Here is a 19,727-nt window from a genome sequence, read left to right on the forward strand (position 1 = left end):
GAGCGCCGGCCGGCGCTCCGCCCCTCTGTTTCGCTCATTTTCCCCAGGAGAACAGACCCTTTTTCTCATAGGGCTCGCAGCTCACCGACTGCACCGTGTAGCCGGTCGCGTCGATAACCTGGCGCAGCCTTGCCTCGTCGATAGGCTCCTCCGCCACCACGACGGTCTGTTTCCTGCTGTGGGAGGAGGTGACCTTCTTGACGGGGAAGGCCTTGCGGACGGCGTCATTTACATGGGATTCACACATGCCGCACATCATCCCGTCCACCACAAGAGTATACTTTGTCATAAAACCGCTCCCTTTCCGCTCCGCTGTGTCGGAATATATTGTTAGCAACTACTAACCGATCGTAGCACAGCGGAGGGAAACTGTCAAGGGGAAGGCCGCCCGCCGCCCTCGTCCACCAGGGCGCGGATGAGAGCCTCGTCAGCGCGGGAGTGGAGCGCGCCGTCCCACCGGAGGCTGGGGCCGTTGGGGCAGTTTTTCATACAGCCGGTGATGCGGTAGGTGAAGCGGCCGCTGGCGCTGACGCCGCCCGGACGCACGCCGTAGGTCTCCTCCACAAAGGCGGCCAAACGGGCCGCGCCCCGGCCGGAGCAGCGGGGGCCGCCGCACAGCTCCAGGCGGTGGGGGGCCTCCTCGGTGCGCAGGCCGGGGTAACGCCTGATGATGGCGGACAGAAAGGTATCTCTGAGGGAGAGGGCGGCGGCGATCTCCGCCAGATCGGCGGCGGGCAGTGCGCCGCCGCGCTCCTCCTGCACCTCCCGCAGCAGGGCCACCAGCGCCCCCTGCTCCCCCGGCGCCCCCTGGCGGCGGTAATAGGCGAGGACCTCCTCCAGTGTCCAGTCCTGTGTCATGCGTCTGCCTCCTGTCTGTCGTTTCCCTCATTATGCCGCATTTCCCGGGAAAGATCCACCCCGGACAGGGAGGACAGGGGAAAGGGGGGCTGGGCCAGGGGGCGCAGGGCGATGGAGAGGAGGAGGGCCGGGTTGTCATCCGCCGCGATCCGGTTGGAGCGGAGGGCCCCGCAGGCGCGGCAGCGGTGGATGAGCGCCCACTCGCCCCCCTTGCGCACCCACACGCCCACCGGCTCCATAATCCCCCGGCAGGTACAGGCCCGGTCGCCGGGCTCCTCGTCTACGTGGAGGCTGGACAGACAGTGGGGGCAGTGGTTGCGGTGCCGGCTGGCGGCCCCCTCTGGGGTGACCAGCGCGCCGCAGGCCTTGCAGGAGAAGGACTCCCCGCAGGGCTGGCGGCGGTAGTCCGGGGCGGGCTTGGCGGCGGGGGACGCGCCCCGAAAGCCGGGGGTGTCCAGCCAGAGGGTGCCGTCCGGCCCCTGGGAGAGAGAGGCGGCAGTGGTGGGGCGGAGGGGGGCCTGCGCCCCGGCCAGACGCTGGATCAGGGCGGTCTTGCCGCACCCCGGGCCGCCCAGCACGGCCACAGCTTTTCCACGCAGGGCGGGGAGAAGCCCGGCGGGAGGTTCCAGGGCGGAGCCCCAGGCCAGGCCGTCCAGCTCCGCCCGGAGCGGCTCCAGCCGGCGGGCCAGGGCGTCTCCCTCCTCCGGGGCCAGCCGGTCCAAGTGGCTGACAAAGAGCCCGGCGGGCAGGCCCGCCGCCCGGGCGGCCTCCAGCGCCCACTCCGGGAGGGCGAAGGCGCGAAGCAGGGAGGGGGCCGCGCACACGGCCAGCACAAAATCCGCGTTAGCGGCCAGAAGGGCGTCCCCGGAGCCGCGGCGGCTGGGGCGGCGCAGGGCGCTGGTCCGGGGGAGGACGCGCGTCAGACGGTACTGGCCGCCGCCCAGGACCTCCGCCTCGGCCCGGTCGCCCACGGCCAGGCTATCTTTCTGCCGGAGCAGCCGGCCGGACAGCAGGCAGGGGAGGGTGCGGCCCGCGTGGAGCACGACGGCCTGCCGGTTCATGACGCCCGCCACGCGGACGGTGAGAAGGTTGGATTGGTTCATGGGTATCTTGCCTCGCTTTCGCGCCCATTGTAGCAGAGCGGGCCGCGCGGAGGCAACCGCAAAGACGGTACCGCAAAAAAGCTGCGCCGGAGCGTGCTTCGCTCCGGCGCAGGACTATGGCTCCAGCAGGCCCCGGCGGCCCAGGGTGAGAATCCGCTGGATGCTCTTTGGGGCGAGAAAATAGCGGGCGGACAGCTCGTCCACGCCCAGACCGGCGGTGTAGTCCCGGAAAATGGCCCGGTTGCGGGCCAGGGTCTCCTCCTTCCGCCGGGTGCGTTCTCCCCACGCCCGGCGGTGTTCCGCCCGCCGGGGGATATACAGATAACCGCCGTCCAGGTAGCCCTGCAGGGCCTCCAGCAGCTCGGCGGGCAGCAGCTCGGCTGCGTTTTGATAGCGCATGGTGCTCCTCCAAACTTGATGGAATCATTTGGAATGAGCAAAGGCTACCAGCGGGTGGGATACGGCGCCGAAGCCTTCGCTCAGGCGCCGCGCACAGAATCACGGTTCATCCGTTCTGATACTCCTTTCCAGGTGACAAAAAACGCCCGCGGAGAACCGGCGCGCCAAAGGCGCGGGCACCTCCCCGCGAGCGGAAAATCCCCCATAAGGACAGGGGCGCATGGGGCGGTCCGTACCGCAGTTCTCCGGTTTGGGCAACACAAACAGAGAGGCCTCCGCCCCTCTCCAGGCTGCGCCGCAAAACGGCGAATCGCTTATACGGACATCCACACACCTCCTTGGTATGAAGCTAGGATACCATCGGGCGGAGCATATGTCAAGGCTTGCGGCCCGCCTGCCGGGGCGGTATAATAAATAAATAATCCAATACAGGAAAGAAGGAGTCAACCATGGTGACAATGGCACAGAGGATCGAGGCGCTGCGCACCGAGGCCGGCCTGGCACGGGTGCCCGCCTCTCTGGCACTGGGATTTCCCAAAAACGCCTTTGAGAAGTTTGAAACGGGCCGCCAGACCCCTACGAAGGAGCAGCAGGAAAAGCTGGCCTCCTATTTCGGCGTGTCCCTGTTTTACCTCCGGGGGGAGAGCAACGACCGTACCCGGCAGGAGGACTGGATGAGTGAGGGGTACTCCGGGGCAGACGAGGAGCCGGTCTACCGGCCCGCCCCAGCCCCAAAGAAGATGAAAGCGGAGGCGCCCGCCCAGGGGGCCACCATGCTGGACGCCCTGTTCGGGGGCCGACAGGCCAGGGAGCAGTTCCGCGCCATGGTGCTGGAGGTGCTCCGTTCCCCTGAGGGGCAGGAAGTGGTCGCCCAGGCCGTTTGGAAAGAGCTGGCCAAGCGGAAATAAGCCTTTTGAAATGCCTGTTGCGAAAGCAGCAGGCATTTTGCTTGTTTTGGCGGGGAGATCACCCCGCCATATACCGCTCACGGGCGGAACGGCGGAGGAAGAAAGGCCTTTCCGCCGATCTCCTCCACCAGCTCCGGAGAACCCTTGGCCTGGAACTGATCGGCATAGGCGTGCAGGCGCTCCAGAGAGTCTACGGCCCAGCAGCGGGCGCTGAGCTGGTCCTGCACATAGGCGGGGAGCTGATTGAAATATTCCTCCGCGCCGGGATCGCGGCGGAAGAGCGCGTAGAGATCCGTATAGACCGGACGCATGAAATCACCTCCCGCATAGCATGTACCAGTGGAGGTGCGGCTACCCAGGGAAAATTTGCAGGGAACAAATGCAGCCTTGACAATCGGAGAGAACTTTATATAATTGATATATCAATTATTGATATATCAAGAAAGGGGGCGGCGGAACGTGGAGCGAACCTTCCATATGCTGCTGTACCGGGCGTTTCACGCCCAGCGCAACTTCCTGAGGCCCAGCCTGGGCGAGCTGGGGCTGGGGCCTGGGCAGCCCAAGCTGCTGAACTACCTGATGAACCGGGGGCCCTGCCGTCAGCGGGAACTGGCGGACTACTTTGAGATTGACCCCGCTGCGGTGTGCCGGATGCTGGACTGCCTGCAAAAGAGCGGCTTTGTGACCCGGAGGGCGGATGGGCAGAGCCGCCGGAGAGACGTGGTGGAGCTGACCGAGGCGGGCAGGCAGATCAACCTGGACTGGCAGAGGCGCTGCCGGGTCATGGAGGAGGCCATGCTGAGCGGCTTCAACCCGGAAGAACGGCGGCAGTTTGCCGATTACCTGTCCCGGGCCTACCGGAATCTTCGGGCAGAGCGGGAGGAGGGAACGGAATGAGGGAGTTGAGGCGGCTGCTGGGCTATCTGGGGCCGTACCGGCGGGATCTGCTGATCGCGGCGGTGATGATCATCCTAGAGACTGCATTTGAAATGGTGATCCCCGTCCTCATGGCGGACATCATCGACGTGGGAGTGGCCAACCGGGATGTGGCGGTGATCCTCCAGAGGGGAATTCAGATGGGCGTCTGCGCCCTGCTGGCCCTGGCCACGGGGCTGCTGTACGCCCGCTTTACCGCCCGGGCCGCCTATGGCTGGGGCGCCAACATTCGTGAGGCCCAGTTTGAGCGGGTGCAGAAATATGCCTTTTCCAACCTGGACAAATTTGAGACCTCCTCACTGGTAACCCGCATGACCACCGATGTGACCGTGCTCCAGAACACGGTCAACGGCGGTTACCGCCCACTGGTGCGTAGTCCCGTCATGCTGGTCATGGGCGTGGGCCTCTCCTTCTGGATGAATCCCAGGCTGGCCCTGGTGTTTCTGGTGTGTGCGCCGGTTCTGGGGGGCGTCCTCTTTGTCATAGTGCGCCGGGTGGCCCCCATGTACGGTCGGCTCCAGAAGGCGGTGGACCGGCTGAACAACGTGGTGCAGGAGGGCCTCACCGCCATCCGGGCGGTCAAGGCGTTTGTCCGCGGGGAGTACGAGGAGGAGAAGTTTCAGGGGGTCAACTCTGAGCTCATGGAGACCAGCCAGCGGACCTTCCGCCTTGCCGTGCTCAACCTGCCGGTGTTCCAACTGGTCATGTATACCGCCGTTGTGCTCATCATGTGGCTCGGCGGAAACATGGTGCTCAATAGCGGCCTCCAGGTGGGGCAGCTCACCGGCTTTCTCAGCTATGTGCTCCAGGTGATGAACTCCATGATGCTCATTTCCAACGTGTTCCTGCTGCTCACCCGTTCCCTGGCCAGCGCCCGCCGCATCAGCGAGGTACTGGACGAGAATATTGTGCTGGATTCGCCGGAGGATGCGGTGGAGGAGGTGCCCGACGGCAGCGTGGAGTTTGAAGGGGTCTCCTTCAAATACCACAGCGGCGCCCGGGAGTACGCCCTCTCCGGCGTGGAGCTCCATATCCCGGCAGGGCAGACGGTGGGCATCCTGGGCGGTACTGGCTCGGCCAAGACTACCCTGGTGCAGCTCATTCCCAGGCTGTACGACGCCACCGAGGGGACGGTCCTAGTGGGCGGCCGGGATGTGCGGGAGTACGATCTCCGGGCTCTGCGGGACGCGGTGGGCATCGTGCTCCAGAAGAACGTTCTCTTCTCCGGCACCGTGCGGGAGAATCTGAGGTGGGGGAAACCGGACGCGAGCGACGAGGAGCTGTGGGCGGCCTGCCGGGCGGCCTGCGCCGCCGAATTTCTGGAGCGGATGCCAAAGGGCCTGGACACCGACCTGGGCCAGGGGGGCGTGAACGTCTCCGGCGGGCAGAAGCAGCGGCTGTGCATCGCCCGTACCCTGCTCAAGCGGCCGAAAATCCTGATTTTCGACGACTCCACCAGCGCCGTGGACACCGCCACTGAGGGGAAGATCCGCATCGCTCTGGCGGAGCTGAGGGATGTGACCAAGCTCATCATCGCCCAGCGCATCACCTCCGTGATGCACACCGACCAGATCGTCATCCTGGAGGACGGCCGGGTGCATGCGGTGGGCACCCACGAGAGCCTGCTGGCGGGCGATCCCATCTACCAGGAGATCTACGCATCTCAGATGAAAGGAGGGGAGGGCCATGGCGTCCCGGCAACTGAGTGCTAAAAAGCCCAAGGACCTGGGCCACACGCTGCGCACCCTGCTGTCTTACCTGGGACGGCACAAGTTGCTGTTCCTGGCCGTGGCGGTGCTGGTGGCCCTCAGCGCCCTGGCTAACCTTCTTGGCACCTATATGATCCGGCCGGTGGTCAACAGTCTGGCGGCCGGCAGCCTCAACACCCTGGTGCTGGGCGTGGCGGTCACTGCCGCCATCTACGGCGCAGGGGTGCTCTCTGCGTTGGGCTATACCCAAATCATGGTGAAGGCGGCCCAGAAGGTGCTCTACGACATCCGGCGGGATCTGTTCGCCCACATCCAAACCCTGCCCCTCCGCTTTTTTGACACCCAGCGCCACGGCGATGTGATGAGCTACTTCACCAACGACGTGGACACGATCTCTGAGGCGCTCAACAACAGCTTTGCCATGCTCATCCAGAGTACGATCCAGGTGGTGGGCACCTTCACCATGCTGTTTCTGCTCAATTGGCAGCTTACCCTCGTCGTGGCGGTGTTTTATGTCCTCATGTTCCTCTACGTCCGCTTCAGTGGGAGGCGGAGCAAGGCCTATTACAAGAAGCAGCAGGACTGCCTGGGGGAGCTGGACGGCTATATCGAAGAGATGATGGCCGGGCAGAAGGTGGTCAAGGTGTTCAACCACGAGGAGGAAAGCCTGCGGGCGTTCCGGGAGAAGAACGAGGCCCTGCGGAAAGCGGGCACCGGCGCGCAGAGCTATGCGGCCACCATGATTCCGGCGGTGGTCAGCATCTCCTATGTCAATTACGCCCTTGTGGCGGTGCTGGGCGGCATCATGGCGCTGAAGGGCATGACCGACGTGGGCAGTCTGGCCAGCTATCTGGTCTTTGTCCGGCAGGCCGCCATGCCCATCAACCAGATGACCCAGCAGAGCAACTTCCTGCTGGCCGCGCTGGCCGGAGCAGAGCGGGTCTTTGAGGTGCTGGAGCAGCCGCCTGAGACCGACGAGGGGCAGGTGGAGCTGGTCAACGTGAAGGAGGAGGGCGGAACCATGACCGCCTGCGCCGAAAAAACCGGCCGCTGGGCGTGGCGCAGGCCGGACGGCAGCCTGGCGCCCCTGCGGGGGGATGTGCGCTTTCAGAAGGTGGACTTCGGCTATGAGGCGGGGCAGCCCATCCTGAAGGGGATCAGCCTCTACGCCGAGCCGGGCCAGAAGATCGCCTTCGTGGGCTCCACCGGCGCGGGCAAGACCACCATCACCAACCTCATCAACCGCTTTTACGAGGTGCAGGGGGGCGGCGTCACCTACGACGGCATAGACGTGCGGGACATCAAAAAGGACAGCCTCCGCCGCTCCCTGGGCATCGTCCTTCAGGATACCCACCTGTTTACGGGCACCATTGCCGACAACATCCGCTTCGGCAAGCTGGATGCCACTCAGAAGGAGATCGAGCGGGCCGCCCGCATCGCCAACGCGGACTCCTTCATCCGCCGATTGCCCCAGGGCTATGAGACCATGGTGACCTCCGACGGCGCCAATCTGTCCCAGGGCCAGCGGCAGCTTCTGGCCATCGCCCGGGCCGCCGTGGCCGAGCCCCCGGTCCTGATTCTCGACGAGGCCACCTCCTCCATCGACACCCGTACCGAGGCCCTTATCGAGAAGGGGATGGACCAGCTCATGGAGGGGCGTACCGTCTTTGTCATTGCCCACCGCCTGTCCACGGTGCGCAACGCCGACGCGATCATGGTGCTGGAGCACGGCCAGATCGTGGAGCGGGGCAGCCACGAGGCCCTGCTGGCGCAGAAGGGCGAATACTATCAGCTCTACCGTGGTATGTTTGAGTTGAGCTGACCGATGCCCTTTTTGTGAAACTCCTTGTAAAAACACATGGATTGTGTTAATCTGTAGCAAAGGAACTGCTGCAGAAAGGAAAGACTTATGAACATTTATGAGTCCGCAGAAAACTATCTGGAGGCCATTCTCAGCCTGCATGAGCGCCATGGGCTGGTCCGCTCCATCGACATTGCCAATGAACTGCACTTTTCCAAGCCAAGTGTCAGTGTCGCCATGAAAAAACTCCGCGAGAGCGGGTATATCGAGATGGACAAGGACGGCTTCATCTCCCTACTGCCCTCGGGGGAGGAGATCGCGCGGCGTATTTATGAGCGGCACAAGCTGCTGACCCAGTTTTTTATCCGGCTGGGCGTCGACCCGGAGGTGGCTGCGGCGGACGCCTGCAAGGTGGAGCACGACCTGAGCGAAGAGACCTTTCAGAAGATGAAGGAGCACGCCTTGGGGGGAAAGCTGCCCGAAATGGAAGAGTAGGAACGTCAAACAATAAAACGGCCGGTGACACACGTCACCGGCCGTTTTGTATGGACTTATACCGCGGCCAGCGCGCCGCCCAGCGCACGGCAGCTCTCGGCAGCGGCGTCGTCCGGGGCCTCGTTGCAGATCACGGGCTCGGAGACCAGGTTGCAGCCGGCGCTCTCGCAGTCCTCGGCCCAGGTGCGCATCCACTCGCCGTCTCCCCAGCCATAAGAGCCGAACAGGCCGATGGTTTTGCCGCTCAGGCGGGGCTTTACCGCCTCGAACATGGGCTCAAATTCGGCCTCCTCCAACTGCTCGGCGCCCATGGACGGGCAGCCGAAGGCCAGTGCGCTGTAGTTGGACACCAGATCGGCGCTGAACTCGCCGGGGGTGAACAGGTCGGCCTGGCCGCCCGCGCCCTCCGCCACAAAATTGGCCATGGCCTCGGTGTTGCCGGTGCCGCTCCAATAGACGATTGCGATCTTACCCATGATTGATCCATCCTTTCTGAATGTCATTCTGAATTAACATATGTATTCTATCAAGCAGCCTCGATGAGCTGAGTGATCGGGGTTCCCTCCGCATACCGGCGGCGAAGGACCGCGGTACAGCGGTGGTAGCGCTCGAAGCGCCGGCGGGCCGCCTGGGGATCGCCATAGCACTTCCAGCAGCCGCAGAAGGTGTAGTCCCTGCCCTTATGGCGGATGAATCCCTTCACGTCATCCAGAGGATAGCCCAGAAAGACGCCGATCTCGTGGGGGAATTCCTCCTCCAGACAGAGGCGGGCGGCCAACTGCCGCAGGCAGTCGCCGGGCGCCTCCCACGGGGTGTAGCCCATAGCGCGCAGAAAATCCCGGTGCTCTCTGCGGCCCAGCACCTCCGCCAGATCCCGCTCCCGGTACAGGTAGAGCAGGTAGGAGCCCGTGCGGCGGCAGCCCTTGAGGATGACCAGCCGCAGTCCCCGGGCGGCGAACTGTTGCCGGAGCGCAAGGAACCGGCGCGCGAAAAGGGCGCTGTCCCTGGGACAGAAGCGGAACAGGCTGGCGGGCTTTACCCCAGCCAGAGTGGGGGAGCAGTGCTCGATCAGCGCCTCTTCAAAGGTCATGTCTGGGACTCCTCTCTTAGTTAGTCATTACTAATTAGTGGACTGGAAATGGAGGTTAGCAATTACTAACCGCATAACAAACAATACCACGCCTGCCTCCCGTTGTCAACCCAAATTTTTGCACTTGGGGGAGATGGGGGGCAAACGCCGCACCCTTGACAGAATAGGGCAAAATAGGCTACAATTTTTCCAGATAAGCAGCACTGGGAGGCGGGGCGGCGGGCCGCTCCGCCTCCTGCCGCCCTGCGCGTGAGGAGTGGACAAGAGCCGTGAAGATTGCATTCGCCCCTATGGAGGGGCTCACCGGAGCCCTGTACCGGCAGGCCCATTGCCGCTGGTTCGGCGGTGTGGACCGCTATTTTATTCCCTTCATCACTCCCACCCAGGATCACCGCTTCACCAAACGGGAGCTACGGGAGATTCTGCCCGAGCACAACAGAGGGCTGACCGCCGTGCCCCAGCTGCTGGTGCGGAGGGCGGAGGACTTCCTGTGGGCGGCGGGGGAGCTGGCGGCCATGGGTTACCCGGAGATCAACCTGAATCTGGGCTGCCCCTCCGGCACGGTGGTGGCCAAGGGCAAGGGCTCCGGATTCCTGGGGCTGCCGGAGGAGCTGGAGCGGTTCCTGGACACGGTGTTTGACGCTGCCCCCTGCGCCGTCTCCATCAAGACCCGGCTGGGTCTGCGGGAGCCGGAGGAGTTCGGCCCCCTGCTGGCGCTGTTCCGGCGCTATCCCCTGGCGGAGCTGATTGTCCACCCCCGGGTGCAGAAGGACATGTATAAAAACACCCCCCGCCGGGCCTATTTTGCCCGGGCGCTGGCGGACAGCCCCTTCCCGGTGTGCTACAATGGGGATCTCTATACCGTCCCGGCGCTGGAGGCCTTTCAGGCGGAGTTCCCGGCGGCGGAGCGGATTATGCTGGGCCGGGGACTGGCGGGCGACCCCGCCCTGGCCCGGAAGGCCGGGGGCGGCCCGGCGGCCGGCCGGGAGGAGCTGCGGGCCTTCCACGACCAGGTGTACGAGGGCTACGCCGAGGCCTTCGGCAGCCGCCGCAACGCCATGCTGCGGATGAAGGAGGTCTGGTTCTACCTCATCCACCTGTTCGGGGACAGCCAGCGGCACGCCAAGGCCATCCGGAAGGCACGGGACACCGGCGAGTACGAGAGCGCCGTAACGGCGGTCTTCCGGGAGCTGGAGCTGCTGCCCGAGCTGCGGCCGGAGTGGTGAGGCCATGAGCTGGTGGGTCTATATCCTCCGCTGCGGGGACGGAACCCTCTACACCGGCACCGCCGCCGATGTGGAGCGGCGTCTGGCGGCCCACCGCCGGGGGAGGGGGGCCAAGTATACCCGGGGCCGGGGGCCGCTGGCGGTGGTCTACGGGGAGGAGTGCCCCGACCAGGGGGCGGCCCTCCGGCGGGAGGCGGCCATCAAAAAGTACCGGCGGGCGGAAAAGGAAGCATTGATTACAGACTATGCGGAAAGGCGGAGCAGGATGAAAAAAGCGGCATTTATCGGAACGGGAAACATGGGCGCGCCTCTGATTCAGGCGGCGTGCCGGGCCGTGGGGGCGGAGCAGGTGGTTGTCGCCAACCGCACCCGGGCCAAAGCGGAGGCCCTGGCGGCGGAGCTGGGGTGCGCCGTAGCCGAGGACAACCGGGCGGCGGCCGCCCAGGCGGAATATGTCTTTCTGTGCGTCAAGCCCCAGATGATGGAGGGAGTGCTCTCCGAGCTGGTCCCCGCCCTGGGGGATGGGCAGGCGGTGGTGTCCATCGCCGCCGGTCTGACCTGTGAGACCCTGCGGGGCTGGCTGGCGGGAGCGCAGGGGCGGCCTGCCCTCCTGCGGGTCATGCCCAACACCCCCGCCGCCATCGGGAGGGGAATGCTGGCCCTGTGTGCCGAGGCGGGTACGGCGGAGGAGCGTCTGGCCGGAGTGGAGGCCCTTCTGGCCCCCGCCGGGCGGGTGGAGCGCATCGCCGAGGGCCAGATGGACGCCTTTTCAGCGGTGGCGGGCTGCGGCCCCGCCTTCGTCTACCCCTTCATCGAGGCCCTGGCCGACGGCGGCGTAAAGGTGGGCCTGCCCCGGGGGCAGGCGGTGACCTACGCCGCCCAGATGGTGCTGGGCGCGGCGGCCATGGTGCTGGAGAGCGGCAAGCACCCCGGACAGCTCAAGGACGAGGTGTGCTCCCCCGGCGGCTCCACCATCGCCGGGGTGGCCGCCCTGGAGGAGCGGGGCTTCCGCTCCGCCGCCATCCAGGCGGTGGAGGCCGCCTTCCGCCGCAACCAAGAGCTGGGCAAGGTGTAAGGCGTGGGGGGAATCGTACGGGGACGCTTTGCCCCCAGCCCCAGCGGCCGGATGCACCTGGGCAATGTGTTCTCCGCCCTGCTGGCGTGGCTGTCGGTGCAGCGGGCCGGGGGCGTCATGGTGCTGCGGATGGAGGATCTGGATCCCGACCGCTGCCGGGCGGCGTACGCCGAGCAGTTGGCCGACGATCTCCGCTGGCTGGGGCTGGACTGGGATGAGGGCTATCAGAAGGGCGGGGCCCACGGCCCCTACCTCCAGAGCGAGCGGACGGCGCAGTATGCCGCTGCCTTCCGGGCGCTGGAGGAGCGGGGACTGGTCTACCCCTGCTACTGCACCCGGGCGGAGCGCCTGGCGGCCAGCGCCCCCCACCGCTCTGACGGACAGGTGGTCTACTCTGGCAAGTGCAGACACTTGACAGAAGAGGAGCGCGCCCGACTGGCCCAGACCCGCTGTCCCGCCTGGCGTTTGATCGTGCCTGACCAGGAGATTTCCTTTACAGATGGCTTGCAGGGGACGTACCGGGAAAACCTGCTCCGCGACTGCGGGGACTTCATTCTCCGCCGCTCCGACGGGGTGTACGCCTACCAGTTGGCGGTGGTGTGTGACGACGGGGACATGGGGGTCACCCAGGTGGTGCGGGGGCGGGATCTGCTGGACTCCACCCCCCGGCAGCTCTATCTCTATGGACTGCTGGGCCTGACGCCGCCGGAATTTTGCCACGTACCCCTGCTGCTGGCCCCCGACGGGCGGCGGCTGTCCAAGCGGGAACACGATCTGGACATGGGCGCCCTGCGGGAGCGGTTTACCCCGGCGGAGCTGACCGGTCGCCTGGCCTTCTGGGCGGGGCTGACCGACCGGCCGGAGCCGGTGTCCCCGGCGGAGCTGGCGGCCTCCTTCGACTGGGCAAACGTCCCCCGGGGGGACATCACGGTGGAGCAGTTCTAAGAACAGAAAGGGGCGGGCCGGAATGTTCCGGCCCGCCCCTTTGCTGTGCGCGGCGCGCGTTATCCCAGCGTGACCACCCATTTGAGGCAGTGGCCCTCGTGGGACTCAAAGACCCGGTAGCCCTCCAGGATCTCCGACAGCGGCCCCCGGTGGGTGATGAGGAAATCCGTCCGCAGCTTCCCCTGAGCCAGCAGGCTCACCAGTTCCGGGCCGCGGCTGGCGTCTACGCCGCCGGTCTTGAAGACCAGATTCTTCCCATACATGGCGGGCAGGGGGAGCGTCTGGTTTTCCTCATACATGGCGACCAGCGCCACGGTGCCGTTGGGACGGGCCAGCCGCCAGGCGGCCTGGAAGGTGTCCCGCCCGCCGGCGCACTCGATCACCCCGTCGGCCCCCCGGCCCTCCGTTGCGGCGGCCACGGCGGACTCCAGCTCAGGATCGGCGGGATCGAGGGCCAGCGCCACCAGCCCCTGCTCCAGTGCCAGCCGCCGCCGCCAGGGGTCCGGCTCCACGCCGATGACGTGGGCCGCGCCCAGCAGGGCGGCGCACTCCGCCGCGCACAGCCCCACCGGCCCCAGGCCCAGCACCACCGCAGTGTCTCCCGGCTGGAAGGCACACAGCTCTGCCCCCCAGTAGCCGCTGGCCAGGATGTCCCCCACAAAGAGGGCGTCCTCGTCGCTGAGGGCGTCCGGGATGGGGGTGAGGCCGGTGTCGGCGAAGGGTACCCGGACATACTCGGCCTGACAGCCGTCGATGCGGCAGCCCAGCTCCCAGCCGCCGTGGACACAGTTGTTGACATAGCCCCGGCGGCAGAACCAGCAGTCGCCGCAGAAGCTCTCGCAGCAGGCGGCCACCCGGTCGCCGGGGCGGAGATTGGAAATCCCGTTTCCCACGGCCTCCACCACCCCGACGAACTCATGGCCCAGCACCACGCCGGGCCGGGCACGGGGTACCGCGCCGTTGCGGATGTGGAGATCGCTGGTGCAGATGGTGGAGCGGGTCACCCGCACGATGGCGTCGCGGGGGCCTTGCAGGGTGGGGACGGGCCGCCGCTCCAGGGAGAGCGCGCCGTCCCCCTTCCAGACCAGAGCGTTCATGGTGTCCATAGAGGTCACTCCTTTTCCAATGCAAACACAACGGCCTCAAACTCAAAGCCCTGGGAAGCGGGTTCGCGCCTGTCCGGGCGGGCCAGGCCCAGCGTGTCGTAATATTCGTCGGTATAGTGCAGCTTGCCGCCGTCAAAGGATGCCTGTACGCCCTTGATGTAGGAAAAGGGGTCTTCCATGGGGGTGAGACGGAAGGCGGCGGCGATGCGCTCCAGCACCGCCTGTGCATCCGGCGTGACGGCGTTTTCCGGGGCGCAGAGATAGGTGTCGAACTGCTCCCGCGTCCAGTCTCCTGCCTGCTCCAAAGTGGTAGTGGAGCCGCAGGCCAGAAGCAGGCGCAGAAAGTCCCGGAAGCTGCCTGCCAGGGGGCGGACATGCTGCTCTCCGGCAGGCATGGGGTTGACGGCAAACACCATATCCCCATAGCCGCGGATGCGGCCGTAGTGGATGCCGTCAACGCCTTCCCAGCCCAGCACGGTCAGGCCCTTTGGCGTACAAAAATAGCCGCCCTGGCTGGGGCCCGGCCCAAGGCCGATGGGGGAGCAGTCCAGTCCCAGCTCCAAAAACTGCTTCAGCAGTGTCACAGCAATCCCTCCTGTCCACTCCAGTGTAGCATATCCTTCCGCTTGCGTCCATGGGGAAAAGGGGGTAAAATGGGGAAAAAACGCGAAGGGGAGGAAGCGGCATGTATATCGCCGATCTGCATATCCACTCCAAATACTCCCGGGCCACCAGCAAGGAGCTGGAGCCGGAGCCGCTGGATGCCTGGGCCAGAAGGAAGGGCATCGGCCTGGTAGGCACCGGCGACTTCACCCACCCCGCCTGGCGGGCCGAGCTGCGGGACAAGCTGGCCGAAGCGGAGGAGGGACTCTATACCCTGAAGGGGGCCGGGCCGGACGCGCCCCGGTTCGTAATCACCGGGGAGATCAGCTCCATCTACAAGAAAAACGGCAAGGTGCGCAAGGTTCACTCCCTGATTCTCCTGCCCCATCTGGAGGCGGCGGAGACCCTGTCCCGCCGCCTGGAGGCCATTGGCAACCTCCACTCCGACGGGAGGCCCATCCTGGGCCTGGACTGCCGGGATCTGCTGGAGATCACCCTGGAGTCCTGCCCTGATGCGGTGTTCATCCCCGCTCACATCTGGACGCCCCACTTCTCCCTGTTCGGGGCCTTCTCCGGCTTTGACACCATCGGGGAGTGCTTCGGCGATCTCACCGGCCATATCCACGCCCTGGAGACCGGGCTCTCCTCTGATCCCACGATGATCTGCCGCTGTTCCGCCCTGGACGGATATACCCTGGTGTCCAACTCCGATGCCCACTCGCCGTCCAAACTGGGGCGGGAGGCCAACCTGCTGGACACGGGCCTGTCCTACCCGGAGCTGGCCCGGGCCATCCAGACCGGGGAGGGCTTTCACGGTACCATTGAGTTTTTCCCCGAGGAGGGCAAGTACCACTTTGACGGCCACCGGAACTGTGGGGTGTGCCTCTCCCCGGTGGAGGCGGAGGCCGCCGGAGGGGTGTGTCCGGTGTGCGGCAAGCGGCTGACCACCGGCGTGCTCCACCGGGTGGAGCAGTTGGCGGACCGGCCGGAGGGCTATGTCCGCCCGGACGCCAGGCCCTTTGAGAGCCTGGCGCCTTTGCCGGAGGTGATCGCCGCCTCGGAGGGGGGCTCTGCCGCAGGCAAGAAGGTGGGCGCCAAGTACGAGGCCATGCTGGCGGCCCTGGGGCCGGAGTTCTCCATTCTCCGGGAGGTGCCGCTGGAGGACATCCGGGCCGCGGCCGGGCCCTGCGTGGCGGAGGGCATCCGCCGCCTGCGGGCGGGGCAGGTGGTGCGCCGCCCGGGGTACGACGGGGCCTATGGTGTGATCGAGCTGCTCAGCCCCGCCGAGCGGGAGGACCTCAAGGGGCAGGTGAGCCTCTTTGGCGCGGAGGCTCCCAAGGCGGCCAAGACGGCCCGGGGCAGGGTGGCGAAGCCCGCACGGAGCGGGGAGGAGGGGGCGGCCCCCACCGGGGGGCTGAACGGGGCCCAGCGCACCGCCGCCTCGGCGGAGGAGGCCACGGTGGCGGTGCTCGCCGGACCCGGTACGGGCAAGACCCACACCCTGGTGGAGCGGGTGGCCTGGCTGGTGGAGGAGCGGGGGGCCAAGCCCTCGGAGCTCACCGCCGTGACCTTCACCAACCGGGCGGCAGGGGAGCTGCGGGCGCGGCTGGAGGGGCGTCTGGGCAAGCGGGCGGCCCGCGCCATGACCATCGGCACCTTCCACGCCATCTGCCTGGAGCTGCTGGGGGACGTGCCCCTGGCCGGCCCCTATGAGCAGCGGGCGGCGGCGGCCGCCGCTCTGGCGGAGCTGGGCCGGAAGGGGAGCCCCGGGGCCTTTCTCCGGGCGATCTCCCGGCACAAGACGGGAGCGGACGGCGGGGACGACCCGGCTTTTGCCCTCTATCAGGAGAAGCTGGAGGGAAAGCTGGACTTTGACGACCTCCTGCTGGAGACCCTGCGCCAGTGGGAGGGCGGCCGGTCGGACCGGCGCTTTACCCACCTGCTGGTAGACGAGTTCCAGGACATCGACCGCCTCCAGCTCCGGCTTCTCCGGGCCTGGCGGCGGGAGGGCGGCACCTTTTTCGCCATCGGCGATCCCGACCAGTCCATCTACGGCTTCCGCGGGGCGGACGCCGGCTGTTTCTCCGCCCTGGGGGCGGAGCGGACGGTGAGGCTGACGGAGAATTACCGCTCCACCCCGGAGATTCTCGCCGCGGCCCTGCCGGTGGCGGAGGCCATCGATGGCGCGCCCCGGCGCATGGAGACCCACAGCCCCCACGGGGCGGAGGTGCGTCTGCTCACCGACGAGGGGGATCGGGCGGAGGCCATCTTCGTGGCCAAGGAGATCGCCCGGATGGTGGGTGGCATCGGTATGTTGGAGGCCCAGGCGTTGGGGGCCGCCCGGGGCGCGCGGAGCTTCGGGGACATCGCGGTGCTCTACCGCACCCGGCGGCAGGCGGCCCTGCTGGAGGAGTGTCTGGCCCACGACGGCATTCCCTGCGTGGTCACCGGCCGGGAGGATTTCCTGTTGGACGGGGAGGTGCAGGACGCGCTGGCTTGGCTTGAGAGGCAGCAGGAGGAGGGAAAGTCCCCCGCTGCCCTCCTGGAGGAGTGGACGGCCCACCACACCCCCTCTGGCGGGGTGGAGCGGCTGCGCAATATGGCGGTGTTTTTCGGGGATGTGACCGCCTTTCTCCGCAATCTGACCATCGGGCAGGAGGGGGATCTGCTGCGCCGGGCCGGGCTGAGCTATGCCGCCGGAGCGGTGACCCTCTCCACCCTCCACGGGGCCAAGGGACTGGAGTGGCCGGTGGTGTTCCTGTGCGGCGTTGGGGAGGGCCGCATTCCGCTGGAGCGGAAGGGCCTGGACACCGATGAGGCTGAGGAGCGGCGGCTGCTCTATGTGGGTATGACCCGCGCCAGAGAGGAGCTGGTGCTCCTCAGCGGCGGAGAACCCTCCCGCTTCCTGGCGGGGCTGCCTCTCCGTCAGGATACGGCCCACGCCCCGGTGCCGCGTCCCCTAGGGGTGCAACTGAGCCTGTTCAAGTGAAACGTGTGCCGGATTTCACATGCGGGAGTGGTTGAAACGTATAACATTCCCGGGGGGAGCCTTTTCAGAGCCGCCCTGCTCAGAATGCCCAGGCGGCTTTCAGCCGCCGGAGGGCCGGGGCCATGTCCACGGCGGCGATACGGGTATAGCCCAGGATCAGGGCGGGAGGTCGGCCGGGGGGCGGCGGGGTGAGATCACAGGCGGAGAGGGGGGCCACCCCTACCCCAGCATCCACGGCCCGCGCCACCAGCTCGGCTTCGCTCCAGCGGCCGTCCATCCAAAGGAGCAGATGGAGGCCCGCGTCGCCTCCGGCGAAGGACCCAACCCGCGTCAGTCCAGTGTCCCGGGCGGCGGCCAGCAGCGCTTCCCGCCGGGCTTTGTAGCGGGTGCGGGTGCGGTTGAGGTGGCGTTCAAAGTGGCCCCGCTCCATGAAGCGGGCCAGGGCGTACTGCTCAAAGGAGGGGACGGTGGAGGAGTAGAACCAGAAATCCCGCCGCCACCGCTCCAGCAGGTGGGGGGGCAGCACCATGTAGCTGATGCGCAGGGAAGGGGCCAGACTCTTTGCAAAGGTGTTGAGGTAAACCACCCGCTCTCCGCCGTCCAGGCTTTGCAGGGCGGGGATGGGGCGGCCGGAGAAGCGGAACTCGCTGTCGTAGTCGTCCTCCAGAATATAGCGGTCGGGGGCGGCCTCCGCCCACCGCAGCAGGGCCTGCCGCCGGGCTACCGGCATGATGATGCCCAATGGGTAGTGGTGGGAGGGGGTCACATGAACCACCCGCACCCCGGCCTCCTCCAGGGCATCCACCCGCAGGCCCTGGCCGTCCAGCGGGAGGGGGCGGACGGCAGCGCCGCAGCTTGTAAGGATGCGCTGGGTCTTGGTGTAGCCGGGATTTTCCACGCCATAGCCCCCCTCCCGGCCCAGAAGCTGTACCAGAAGGCCAATCAGGGTCTCCGACCCGGCCCCCACCACGATCTGCTCCGCGTCCGCCCGGATGCCCCGGAAGCGATACAGGTGCTCCGCAATGGCCCGCCGCAGGGCAGGGAGGCCCTGGGGGTGGGGGGAGGCCAGGAGGGGGGCGGCCTGCTCGGAGAGCACCTCCCGCATGAGCTTGGCCCAGGTGGCGAAGGGAAAGAGGGCAATATCCACCGCGCTGGTGGAGAAGTCATAGGGGAGGGCCGGCGTGGGCGGGGCCGGCACGGACAGGGTGCGGGCCGGAGCGGGAGAGCGGTGCTCCTCCTGTACGGCCTGAACAAAAAAGCCCCGCTTGGGCTCCGAGCGGAGGTAGCCCTCCGCCAGAAGCTGGCCGTAGGCCCCCTCCACCGTTACCACGCTGATTTTCAGGTGGGCTGCCAGCGCCCGCTTGGAGGGCAGGCGCTCTCCGGCGGCGAGACGGCCCGCCTCGATCTCCCCCCGGATATAGCGGTAGAGCTGTTCGTAGAGGGGGCGGCGCTGGCTGCTGTCCAAAATAGGCGTAAACATGGAGACACCTCCAAACTGACCTGATTATTCTTGTTAATTATCGTATCATGAACCGGGCCAAAGCGCAAGAGGGGCGGCAAAGTCCATCGAAAACCGTCCCACAATAAAAAATATAGCCCGCCCTGCAGCCGTATGAAAGGCCACGCCACGGACATACTGAACACAGATTCAGTCGGTCAAAGGGAGGCAGCGGCCATGCAGGGAAAGGTAGAGATCTGCGGTGTCAACACATCTAAGCTGAAGGTCCTCAAGAATGAGGAGACCATGGAGTTGCTGCGCCGCACCAAGGAGGGGGACATGGAGGCCCGGGAGCAGCTCATCGCGGGCAACCTCCGCTTGGTCCTTTCGGTGATCCAGAAGTTCTCCAACCGGGGAGAGAATCTGGACGACCTGTTCCAGGTTGGGTGCATCGGTCTTATAAAGGCCATCGACAACTTCAATACCGACCTGGACGTGCGCTTCTCCACCTACGGCGTACCCATGATTATCGGGGAAATCCGCCGCTACCTGAGGGACAACTCCTCCGTCCGGGTGTCCCGCTCCATGCGGGACACGGCCTATAGGGTGCTCCAGGCTAAGGAGAAATTCATCAGCGAGCACCAGCGGGAGCCCAGCATCGAGGAGATCGCCAAGCTGCTGGAGCTCAAGCGGGAGGACGTGGTCTTTGCCCTGGACGCCATTCTGGACCCGGTTTCCCTCTATGAGCCGGTGTACTCCGACGGTGGGGACACCATCTGTGTCATGGACCAGGTGAAGGACTCAAAGAATACCGACGAGAGCTGGCTGGAGCACATCGCCCTCAAGGAGGCCATGAACCGCCTCTCCGACCGGGAGCGGCACATCCTCAACCTGCGCTTCTTCGAGGGCAAGACCCAAATGGAGGTCTCCGCCGAGGTGGGCATCTCTCAGGCCCAGGTCTCCCGCCTGGAAAAGAGCGCCATTAACCAGATTAAGAAAAATCTGTAGGTGAGAAAGGCGCTCTTTTCCAGCGCCGCAGGTGCGGC

The 19,727-nt window shown here is 66.2% G+C and carries 20 protein-coding genes; 10 read left to right on the top strand and 10 right to left on the bottom strand.

Going from position 1 to position 19,727, the window contains the following annotated elements; translation table 11 throughout:
- Nucleotides 1-34 precede the first annotated feature (34 nt).
- The 4 genes from HMPREF0372_RS14665 to HMPREF0372_RS14680 all read right to left on the bottom strand — a co-directional run bounded on the left by HMPREF0372_RS14665 (nt 35) and on the right by HMPREF0372_RS14680 (nt 2,360).
- On the bottom strand, nt 35-289 hold the full coding sequence (locus HMPREF0372_RS14665; RefSeq protein WP_007494111.1) for a heavy-metal-associated domain-containing protein: 255 nt from the start codon (nt 287-289) through the stop codon (nt 35-37).
- A gap of 83 nt (nt 290-372) precedes the next feature.
- A complete protein-coding gene (locus tag HMPREF0372_RS14670; protein WP_007494113.1) occupies nt 373-858 on the bottom strand; it encodes an NADH-quinone oxidoreductase subunit NuoE family protein in 486 nt (161 codons plus the stop codon).
- Nucleotides 855-1,961: an RNHCP domain-containing protein gene (locus HMPREF0372_RS14675; protein ID WP_007494115.1), complete on the bottom strand. Its 1,107-nt coding sequence runs from the start codon at nt 1,959-1,961 to the stop codon at nt 855-857. The genes HMPREF0372_RS14670 and HMPREF0372_RS14675 overlap by 4 nt, the downstream gene beginning before the upstream one ends.
- A gap of 114 nt (nt 1,962-2,075) precedes the next feature.
- Nucleotides 2,076-2,360 carry a CD3324 family protein gene (locus HMPREF0372_RS14680; RefSeq protein ID WP_007494117.1) on the bottom strand — a complete coding sequence of 95 codons (285 nt, stop codon included), beginning with the start codon at nt 2,358-2,360 and terminating at the stop codon, nt 2,076-2,078.
- A gap of 449 nt (nt 2,361-2,809) precedes the next feature.
- On the opposite strand from HMPREF0372_RS14680, the gene HMPREF0372_RS14685 reads away from it, so the two are divergent.
- Nucleotides 2,810-3,268, top strand: a complete 459-nt coding sequence (locus HMPREF0372_RS14685; protein WP_007494122.1) for a helix-turn-helix domain-containing protein — start codon at nt 2,810-2,812, stop codon at nt 3,266-3,268.
- Between the two features lie 77 nt (nt 3,269-3,345).
- Here HMPREF0372_RS14685 and HMPREF0372_RS14690 read toward each other — a convergent pair whose 3' ends face one another.
- Complete coding sequence (locus HMPREF0372_RS14690; protein ID WP_007494123.1) at nt 3,346-3,579, bottom strand: hypothetical protein; 234 nt, start codon at nt 3,577-3,579, stop codon at nt 3,346-3,348.
- 148 nt (nt 3,580-3,727) lie between these two features.
- Between HMPREF0372_RS14690 and HMPREF0372_RS14695 the strand changes: the two genes are divergently transcribed.
- From HMPREF0372_RS14695 to HMPREF0372_RS14710, 4 genes are all read left to right on the top strand, one after another.
- Nucleotides 3,728-4,165 carry a MarR family winged helix-turn-helix transcriptional regulator gene (locus tag HMPREF0372_RS14695; RefSeq protein WP_009260759.1) on the top strand — a complete coding sequence of 146 codons (438 nt, stop codon included), beginning with the start codon at nt 3,728-3,730 and terminating at the stop codon, nt 4,163-4,165.
- Nucleotides 4,162-5,916: an ABC transporter ATP-binding protein gene (locus HMPREF0372_RS14700; protein ID WP_007494127.1), complete on the top strand. Its 1,755-nt coding sequence runs from the start codon at nt 4,162-4,164 to the stop codon at nt 5,914-5,916. Before HMPREF0372_RS14695 ends, HMPREF0372_RS14700 begins: the two co-directional genes overlap by 4 nt.
- Complete coding sequence (locus HMPREF0372_RS14705) at nt 5,891-7,735, top strand: ABC transporter ATP-binding protein (protein WP_007494129.1); 1,845 nt, start codon at nt 5,891-5,893, stop codon at nt 7,733-7,735. Before HMPREF0372_RS14700 ends, HMPREF0372_RS14705 begins: the two co-directional genes overlap by 26 nt.
- Nucleotides 7,736-7,822: 87 nt before the next feature.
- Nucleotides 7,823-8,209 carry a metal-dependent transcriptional regulator gene (locus tag HMPREF0372_RS14710; RefSeq protein WP_007494131.1) on the top strand — a complete coding sequence of 129 codons (387 nt, stop codon included), beginning with the start codon at nt 7,823-7,825 and terminating at the stop codon, nt 8,207-8,209.
- Between the two features lie 56 nt (nt 8,210-8,265).
- Here HMPREF0372_RS14710 and HMPREF0372_RS14715 read toward each other — a convergent pair whose 3' ends face one another.
- Nucleotides 8,266-8,685, bottom strand: a complete 420-nt coding sequence (locus HMPREF0372_RS14715; RefSeq protein ID WP_035299541.1) for a flavodoxin — start codon at nt 8,683-8,685, stop codon at nt 8,266-8,268.
- 50 nt (nt 8,686-8,735) lie between these two features.
- On the bottom strand, nt 8,736-9,299 hold the full coding sequence (locus HMPREF0372_RS14720; protein ID WP_007494138.1) for a DUF3793 family protein: 564 nt from the start codon (nt 9,297-9,299) through the stop codon (nt 8,736-8,738).
- A 290-nt stretch (nt 9,300-9,589) separates the two neighbouring features.
- Here HMPREF0372_RS14720 and HMPREF0372_RS14725 point away from each other — a divergent pair, with 290 nt between their 5' ends.
- From HMPREF0372_RS14725 to gluQRS, 3 genes are read left to right on the top strand one after another with little or no spacing between them, the layout of a single operon-like run.
- Nucleotides 9,590-10,525: a tRNA-dihydrouridine synthase family protein gene (locus HMPREF0372_RS14725; RefSeq protein ID WP_007494142.1), complete on the top strand. Its 936-nt coding sequence runs from the start codon at nt 9,590-9,592 to the stop codon at nt 10,523-10,525.
- Nucleotides 10,526-10,529: 4 nt separating this feature from the next.
- A complete protein-coding gene (proC, locus tag HMPREF0372_RS14730; RefSeq protein ID WP_007494144.1) occupies nt 10,530-11,600 on the top strand; it encodes a pyrroline-5-carboxylate reductase in 1,071 nt (356 codons plus the stop codon).
- Nucleotides 11,601-11,603: 3 nt separating this feature from the next.
- Nucleotides 11,604-12,545 (top strand): tRNA glutamyl-Q(34) synthetase GluQRS, encoded by a 942-nt coding sequence (gluQRS, locus tag HMPREF0372_RS14735; RefSeq protein WP_039997711.1) that lies wholly within the window; start codon nt 11,604-11,606, stop codon nt 12,543-12,545.
- Between the two features lie 59 nt (nt 12,546-12,604).
- Here the strand turns inward: gluQRS and HMPREF0372_RS14740 are convergent, their stop codons facing one another.
- Nucleotides 12,605-13,651, bottom strand: coding sequence for an alcohol dehydrogenase (locus tag HMPREF0372_RS14740; RefSeq protein WP_007494148.1), 1,047 nt, complete (start codon nt 13,649-13,651; stop codon nt 12,605-12,607).
- Nucleotides 13,652-13,656: 5 nt separating this feature from the next.
- A complete protein-coding gene (locus tag HMPREF0372_RS14745; protein WP_007494150.1) occupies nt 13,657-14,235 on the bottom strand; it encodes a hypothetical protein in 579 nt (192 codons plus the stop codon).
- A 101-nt stretch (nt 14,236-14,336) separates the two neighbouring features.
- Here HMPREF0372_RS14745 and HMPREF0372_RS14750 point away from each other — a divergent pair, with 101 nt between their 5' ends.
- A complete protein-coding gene (locus HMPREF0372_RS14750; RefSeq protein WP_007494152.1) occupies nt 14,337-17,243 on the top strand; it encodes a UvrD-helicase domain-containing protein in 2,907 nt (968 codons plus the stop codon).
- Nucleotides 17,244-17,322: 79 nt separating this feature from the next.
- Here the strand turns inward: HMPREF0372_RS14750 and pdxR are convergent, their stop codons facing one another.
- Nucleotides 17,323-18,723 carry a MocR-like pyridoxine biosynthesis transcription factor PdxR gene (gene pdxR / locus HMPREF0372_RS14755; RefSeq protein ID WP_007494156.1) on the bottom strand — a complete coding sequence of 467 codons (1,401 nt, stop codon included), beginning with the start codon at nt 18,721-18,723 and terminating at the stop codon, nt 17,323-17,325.
- 195 nt (nt 18,724-18,918) lie between these two features.
- Between pdxR and sigG the strand changes: the two genes are divergently transcribed.
- Nucleotides 18,919-19,689 (top strand): RNA polymerase sporulation sigma factor SigG, encoded by a 771-nt coding sequence (gene sigG / locus HMPREF0372_RS14760; protein WP_009260383.1) that lies wholly within the window; start codon nt 18,919-18,921, stop codon nt 19,687-19,689.
- Nucleotides 19,690-19,727: the final 38 nt, after the last annotated feature.

Origin of the sequence: Flavonifractor plautii ATCC 29863 (assembly GCF_000239295.1) — a bacterium.
In the GTDB taxonomy this organism is placed as follows: domain Bacteria; phylum Bacillota; class Clostridia; order Oscillospirales; family Oscillospiraceae; genus Flavonifractor; species Flavonifractor plautii.